A 7,420-nucleotide genomic window follows, 5' to 3' on the forward strand; every position below is an offset into this window, starting at 1 on the left:
GCTCCGGCGTGCGGTGTGATATGCGGTCCGCCGTTCGGGTGCGCGGATGCACACGGAGAGTGGAGAGAGGCAACTCACACCCCCCTGGCGTAACTCTGCGCCCCCTGATACGTCTTACCTTTTGTAGAGCGGGGCTCCGGCGGGCCCCGGACGGGCTGTCGATTCGTCGACGGTCCTCGCGCACGACGCCGGGCCGGGCCCGGACCAGGGGAACGCTTTGAGCGGCCGTTCCCCCCCGGGGCCGTCCCGGGCGTCGTGCGCCCCGAAAGGTACGGCACGCACAACGCCAGGGGCCCGGCCCCGCCCCCCCCGGCGGGGGGGCGGGGCCGGGCCCCTGGTCCGTGCGGCGGACGCCTCAGCGGGCGTCGAGCGGCACGTAGTCGCGGATCTCGACGCCGGTGTAGACCTGGCGCGGGCGGCCGATGCGGCTGCTCGGGTCCTTGATCATCTCGTGCCAGTGGGCGATCCAGCCGGGGAGCCGGCCGATCGCGAACAGCACGGTGAACATGCTGGTCGGGAAGCCCATCGCGCGGTAGATCAGGCCCGTGTAGAAGTCCACGTTCGGGTAGAGCTTGCGCGAGACGAAGAAGTCGTCCTTGAGCGCGTGCTCCTCCAGCTTGAGGGCGATGTCCAGCAGCTCGTCGGACTTGCCGAGCTGGGCCAGCACCTCGTGGGCGAGCACCTTGACCTGCGCGGCGCGCGGGTCGAACGCCTTGTAGACGCGGTGGCCGAAGCCCATCAGCTTGACGCCGTCCTCGCGGTTCTTCACCTTGCGGATGAAGGCGTCGACGTCGCCGCCGTCCTGCTTGATCTGCTCCAGCATCTCCAGCACGGCCTGGTTGGCGCCGCCGTGCAGCGGGCCCCACAGCGCCGAGATGCCCGCCGAGATCGAGGCGAACAGGTTGGCGTGCGAGGAGCCGACCAGGCGCACCGTCGAGGTCGAGCAGTTCTGCTCGTGGTCCGCGTGCAGGATGAACAGCTTGTCCAGGGCGTTGACCACGACCGGGTTCAGCTCGTAGTCCTCGGCCGGGACGGCGAAGGTCATCCGCAGGAAGTTCTCGACGTACCCGAGGTCGTTGCGCGGGTAGACGAAGGGCTGACCGACGGCCTTCTTGTAGGCGTAGGCCGCGATGGTCGGCAGCTTCGCCAGCAGGCGGACGGTCGACAGGTGACGCTGCGCCTCGTCGAACGGGTTGTGGCTCTCCGGGTAGAAGGTGGCCAGGCCGCCGACCACGGAGGAGAGCATCGCCATCGGGTGCGCGTCCCGGGGGAAGCCCTGGTAGAAGCGCTTGACGTCCTCGTGCAGCAGCGTGTGCTGGGTGATCTCGTTGCTGAACGCGGCGAGCTGGTCCGCGTTCGGCAGCTCGCCGTTGATCAGCAGGTAGGCGGTCTCGATGAAGTTGGCGTCTGCGGCCAGCTGCTCGATCGGGTAGCCGCGGTAGCGCAGGATGCCGGCGTCACCGTCAATGAAGGTGATCGCGGACTTGTTGGCGGCGGTGTTGCCGAAACCGTTGTCCAGGGTGACCAGGCCGGTCTGCGGCAGCAGCTTCGAGATGTCGAAACCGTCGTTGCCCGCAGTGCTCTCGACGACGGGGTACTCGTACTCGCCGCCCTGGTACCGCAGTACTACCGATTTGTCGCTCACGTCTTCCTCACCGACGAAATTGATCCTCATCCGACTGCCCTGACTGTCCCAACGATCCCCCACCCGAAGGACGGTCGCGCACCCGGGGGTGACCCCGGGAAGGACCGGGGCCTACAAACTCCGGTGCCGCCGCCGGTACGAACCGGACAAGATCGGCACCGGACCAGGTTCCGCCCTAAATCTCTTCACGTCAAGACAACCTCAGGACGTACCGTACCCCCTCAACCGCGGCCCGCAGCCAATCTGTGGTCCAGGGCGGAGTGCCGCCTTCCGGCGCTCACAGCCCGCACCGCCTGGCCGATGGCCTTGCGCGATCCGACCAGCACCACCAGCTTCTTCGCCCGCGTCACCGCCGTGTAGAGCAGGTTCCGCTGCAGCATCGTCCACGCCGAGGTCGTGACGGGAATCACCACCGCCGGGTACTCGCTGCCCTGCGAACGGTGGATCGTGACCGCGTACGCGTGCGCCAGCTCGTCCAGCTCGTCGAAGTCGTACGGCACCTCCTCGTCCTCGTCGGTCAGCACCGTCAGCCGCTGGTCGTCCACGCTCAGTGAGGTCACGACGCCCACTGTGCCGTTGAAGACCCCGCTGCGCCCCTTCTCGTAGTTGTTGCGGATCTGCGTCACCTTGTCGCCGACCCTGAACGTCCGCCCGCCGAACCGGCGTTCGGGCAGACCCTCGCGGGCCGGGGTGACCGCCGACTGGAGCAGCGTGTTCAGCGCGCCCGCGCCCGCCGGGCCCCGGTGCATCGGCGCCAGCACCTGCACGTCGCGCCGCGCGTCCAGGCCGAACTTCTGCGGGATGCGGCGCGCCACCACGTCCACCGTCAGGCCGGCGGCGCGCTCCGCGTCGTCCTCCACGAACAGGAAGAAGTCCGCCATCCCCTCGGTCAGCGGCGGCAGGCCCTCGTTGATCCGGTGCGCGTTCACCACCACGCCCGACTGCTGGGCCTGCCGGAAGATCCTGGTCAGCCGCACCGACGGGATCGGACTGCCCGGCGCCAGCATGTCCCGCAGCACCTCGCCCGCACCCACCGACGGCAACTGGTCGACGTCCCCCACGAACAGCAGGTGCGCGCCCGGCGCGACCGCCTTGACCAGCTTGTTCGCCAGGATCAGGTCCAGCATCGACGCCTCGTCGACCACCACCAGGTCCGCGTCCAGCGGCCGGTCCCGGTCGTACGCGGCGTCCCCGCCCGGCTTCAGCTCCAGCAGCCGGTGCACCGTCGACGCCTCCGCGCCCGTCAGCTCCGCCAGCCGCTTCGCCGCCCGCCCCGTCGGCGCCGCCAGCACCACCTTGGCCTTCTTCGCCAGCGCCAGCTGCACGATCGACTTCACCGTGAACGACTTGCCGCAGCCCGGGCCGCCCGTCAGCACCGCGACCTTCTCGGTCAGCGCCAGCCGCACCGACTGCTCCTGCTCCGGGGCGAGTTCGGCACCCGTCCGCTGCGCCAGCCAGCCCAGCGCGGCCGGCCAGTCCACCTCGCGGAACCACGGCATCCGGTCCTCGCCGGTGCGCAGCAGCCGCAGCAACTGGCCCGCCATCGAGATCTCCGCCCGGTGGAACGGCACCAGGTACACCGCGGTGATCTCCTGCCCCTCCGCGCCCGGCACCCGCTCCCGCACCACCCCCTCGGCCGCGACCAGCTCCGCCAGGCAGTCGATCACCAGGCCCACGTCCACCTGGAGCAGCTTCACGCCGTCCGCGATCAGCCGCTCCTCCGGCAGGTAGCAGTGCCCCTGGTCGGTGGACTGCGACAGCGCGTACTGCAGGCCCGCCTTCACCCGCTCCGGCGAGTCGTGCGGGATGCCCACCGCCTGCGCGATCCGGTCCGCCGTCAGGAAGCCGATGCCCCACACGTCCGAGGCCAGCCGGTACGGCTGGTTCTTCACCACCCCGATCGAGGCGTCCCCGTACTGCTTGTAGATCCGCACCGCCAGCGAAGTCGACACGTCGACACTCTGCAGGAAGACCATCACCTCCTTGATGGACTTCTGCTCCTCCCACGCCTTGGCGATCATCTTCGTCCGCTTCGGGCCGAGGCCCGGCACCTCGATCAGCCGCCCCGGCTCGTGCTCGATCACCTCCAGGGTCTCCACCCCGAAGCGCTCCACGATCCGCTCCGCGAACCTGGGCCCGATGCCCTTGATCAGCCCCGACCCGAGGTACCGCTGGATGCCCTGCACGGTGGCGGGCAGCACCGTCGTGTAGTTCTCCACCGTGAACTGCCGCCCGTACTGCGGGTGCGACCCCCACCGCCCGAACAGCCGCAGGCTCTCCCCCACCTGCGCGCCCAGCAGCGCCCCCACCACCGTCAGCAGGTCGTTCGCCCCGCGACCGGTGTCCACCCGGGCGACCGTGTACCCCGTCTCCTCGTTGGCGTACGTGATCCGCTCCAGGACCCCTTCCACCTGAGCCAGCTGCAACGGACACACCTCACCCGCGATCAGGACACACCGCCACCAGGACCGTACTCCCCCGCACCGACACCCCGGCCCGGCCCGGGGAACCCGCCCCGCGCCACACCGCGCCCTCCCCCCGGCGAAGGACCTACGGCACCCGCCGCCGCGCCCGGCACCAGCACCAACAGCGCCAGGCCCAACACCACCGGCACCACGGCGAGTTGCGGGTCCGGATCGGCCGACCCGGCCGGAGTCGCGCCACGCAGCCGCACCTGCAGGACGCCCACCCCGACGAGCACCAGCACCAGCCGCCCGGACCGGCCGAACGCCCGCCTCGGGCCGCGCTGCGGCACCGGCTCCCGACCTGCCCGGCGCCCCGCCCACCCCCTGCCGCCACACCGCGACCGTAGGCGCCCCCGCCAACAACAGCGCGGCCACCGATCACCCAGCACCCGCCCGTCCACCCACCGGACCGACAGCACCCACCCCACCAACAGGCCCACCAGGACCGCCGGGACGGCCTCCAGCAGCCGAACGGCCGCCAGCCCGACCTCCCCCGCACCCCGGGCCCGCTGCAGCGCCAGAACGGCCTCCCGGCGCCGCGCGCCGAGCCGGGCCGCAGCCACCGCCGACAGCCGGCTCCGCGCCTGGACCGAGGCCGCGGCTCCGCACCCCCGCCGACAACTCACGCACCCCGCGCGCCGTCCCGCCCGTCACCACGGCTGCTCGGCAACCCCGAACGCCCACTTGACGTCCATCGTCCGCATCCCGCGCGCCTCCATCCCCTCCAGCCCCGCCGGGGCCATCAGCGCCTCCCCGTACAGCACGAAGCCGCCCGGCGCCGCCGCGGTCAACGGCGAGTTCAGCGGCGGAAGCCGACGCCACAGTCCGTCCGCACCGTCCAGCGGCCGGTACTCCCCGACCACCACCGCCGTCCCGGTCAGCAGCACGTACTGACTTACCGTCAACTCGAACTGCGCCAACACCTCCCCGGACAGCCACAGTTCGACCGGAACGCCGCCCGGATCGCCCGGCCCACCACCCAGGCCACCCGGTCCGCGGCGTCCTGCGCGTACACCGTCGACAGCACCCCCGGACGGCCCGTCGGCTGCCGCACGTCCGCCCCGCCGACCTCCAGGCCCTCGCTCTCGGCCCATCCGGGCACCCGCACCAGGGTCTGCCCCGACTCCCCCGACGCACCCTGCCGGAACGTCTCGCCGACCTCGGTCAGGCCCCGGTCCAGGGTGTCGAACTGCGGCGCCGTCGAACGGCGGTAGAAGTCCACCGGCGCCCGCAGCACCACGAACACCGTCACCAGCGGCCCGCCCGCCCCGGCCACCGCCAGCCGGCGGCCACCGCAGCGCCGCCGGCACCGTGCACAGCGCCCGCTCCACGACCGCCGCCCCCAACAACCGGGCCCGCCCAGCGCCGCACGCCAACTGCAACAGCAGCTCCGCCCGCCAGGCACAGTCCAGTTGACGGTCCGTCAACCCCAGCGCGACCGCCGGCAGACGGAACGGCCACACCAACATCGCCGCTGCCCTCCGCCACACCGGCCGCGACCACACCCGACCCCTGCGAATCCTCGGCCTCACGTGATCGATCCGAACAGACCGCAACCATGCAATGCCCCTGAGATACATACAGCGTTCCCTCAGCGGCCATTCATGATCCCTAAGCTCACGCCTCGTGAAGAACATGAAGAAGGCGATCGTGTTGCTCGCCTTGATAATGAGCTACTTCCCGCTGACCCCGACGGCGTTCGCGGCGGCCAAGTCGCCCGCGCAGGTAGCGGCCGCGTCGCCCGCGCAGGTAGCCGCGGACTGCGCCGACCCGAGGCCCACGCAGGCCGGGGACATCATCTACTGGGACCCCGAGTGCTACCTCACCTTCAAAAGCAGCAAGCAAATATGGGGCGAGGCCACCATGCCCGACAAGCTCGGCGGTGGGAACAGCCCCATCGCCTACGGCTGCACCAGTAGCGGCAGCGTGAGCGTCGCCGGAACCAAGAGCTCCTCCACCAGCTTCTCCTTCGGCCTCGACATCGGCGGGAAGAAGAAGTTCGGTGACTGGGAGGCCTCCGTCGGGCCCAAGCTCGGTTGGAGCTGGACCTGGAGCACCAGCGACACCCACACGCACACCGCCACGGTCCCCCAAGGCAGCGTCGGCTGGATCGAGGTCAGGGAGCCGCTGATCGAGGCGGTCGTCGACATCGATGCCCGCTACGACGGCAACAAGAACGAGCTCGTCAAGAACGCGGTCGTCCGGGTGCCGGACACCAGCCGGTCCTTCGCCTGGTTGTATCAGAGCCGCAAGATGACCGACACGGAGCTGAGGGACATCTGCGGGCAGAACCCGCCGACCACCAAGACCTACGACATGTGGTCGGCCGGCGGCAAGGCTCCCTACAAGAACCTGCTGAGCGGCAAGTGCCTGGCCATCGGCCCCACCGTCCCCAACGGCGGGCTCGTGGTGCAGCGCACCTGCGACGGCAGTGCCGCGCAGAAATGGAACGCCGTCAAGGCGAGCAACGGCTACTTCACCATCCGCAACAACAACGGTTACTGCCTCACAGTCCCCTACAACAACGGCACCCCGCCCGGCCAGAACACCCAGGTCATGTGGTGGGGCTGCGAGACCCGCTGGGAGTCGGGCAACCAGCTCTGGTCGGTCAACCCGACCAGGATCAGCGGTACCTACACCTTCACCAACCAGTGGACGGGGCTCTGTCTCGCGCCGCACTCCAGTGAGATGACCAAGAACGGCGGCCGGGTGACCATCCGCAAGTGCGCGTAGCGGGATCGGTTGACCCCTCCTACGAAGTCCTCTGCGGAGTGGAGAAGACTCCGTAGGAGGGGCCTCTCGGATACCGCCGCCCCCGCCGACTGCGTGGGTCGGGCACCCGGATCAGGAAGCGCCGCAGATCAGCGGCATCCTGTCGGGTGACAGCGCGATTCTGGAGAGCCAGCTGTCCCGGTCCGGCGGGCACGGGCGTGTTGTTCGGGCAGGCACGGTCTCGCCCGGTTCTCATGGGTCTCGACAACCACATCGCGGACCGGAATCATTTGCCCCCGAAACGCGAAGAAGCCCCCTGACTTCCCGTCAGGGGGCTTCTCCACAATGATTGTTCGGCGGCGTCCTACTCTCCCACAGGGTCCCCCCTGCAGTACCATCGGCGCTGTGAGGCTTAGCTTCCGGGTTCGGAATGTAACCGGGCGTTTCCCTCATGCTATGACCACCGAAACACTATGAAACTGTGCACCGCACCCACCCGTATCGGTGGGGGTCGTTGTTTCAGAACAACACAGTGGACGCGAGCAACTGAGGACAAGCCCTCGGCCTATTAGTACCGGTCAACTCCACCCCTCACGAG

At 69.9% G+C, this 7,420-nt stretch carries 5 protein-coding genes and 1 rRNA gene; 1 reads left to right on the plus strand and 5 read right to left on the minus strand.

Annotated elements, in window-relative coordinates; translation table 11 throughout:
* Positions 1–355 precede the first annotated feature (355 nt).
* The 4 genes from ACIOHG_RS16375 to ACIOHG_RS16390 all read right to left on the minus strand — a co-directional run bounded on the left by ACIOHG_RS16375 (position 356) and on the right by ACIOHG_RS16390 (position 5,362).
* Positions 356–1,645, minus strand: a complete 1,290-nt coding sequence (locus ACIOHG_RS16375; protein WP_400950582.1) for a citrate synthase — start codon at positions 1,643–1,645, stop codon at positions 356–358.
* Between the two features lie 221 nt (positions 1,646–1,866).
* Positions 1,867–4,071 (minus strand): ATP-dependent RecD-like DNA helicase, encoded by a 2,205-nt coding sequence (locus ACIOHG_RS16380; RefSeq protein ID WP_400950585.1) that lies wholly within the window; start codon positions 4,069–4,071, stop codon positions 1,867–1,869.
* Between the two features lie 689 nt (positions 4,072–4,760).
* Positions 4,761–5,015, minus strand: coding sequence for a hypothetical protein (locus ACIOHG_RS16385; protein WP_400950586.1), 255 nt, complete (start codon positions 5,013–5,015; stop codon positions 4,761–4,763).
* A complete protein-coding gene (locus ACIOHG_RS16390) occupies positions 5,012–5,362 on the minus strand; it encodes a hypothetical protein (RefSeq protein ID WP_400950589.1) in 351 nt (116 codons plus the stop codon). The genes ACIOHG_RS16385 and ACIOHG_RS16390 overlap by 4 nt, the downstream gene beginning before the upstream one ends.
* A 383-nt stretch (positions 5,363–5,745) precedes the next feature.
* On the opposite strand from ACIOHG_RS16390, the gene ACIOHG_RS16395 reads away from it, so the two are divergent.
* Complete coding sequence (locus ACIOHG_RS16395; protein WP_400950623.1) at positions 5,746–6,843, plus strand: RICIN domain-containing protein; 1,098 nt, start codon at positions 5,746–5,748, stop codon at positions 6,841–6,843.
* Between the two features lie 330 nt (positions 6,844–7,173).
* Here the strand turns inward: ACIOHG_RS16395 and rrf are convergent.
* Positions 7,174–7,290 (minus strand): 5S ribosomal RNA (rrf, locus tag ACIOHG_RS16400).
* Positions 7,291–7,420 lie beyond the last annotated feature (130 nt).

It is taken from the genome of Kitasatospora sp. NPDC088134 (assembly GCF_044741705.1).
GTDB lineage: Bacteria > Actinomycetota > Actinomycetes > Streptomycetales > Streptomycetaceae > Kitasatospora.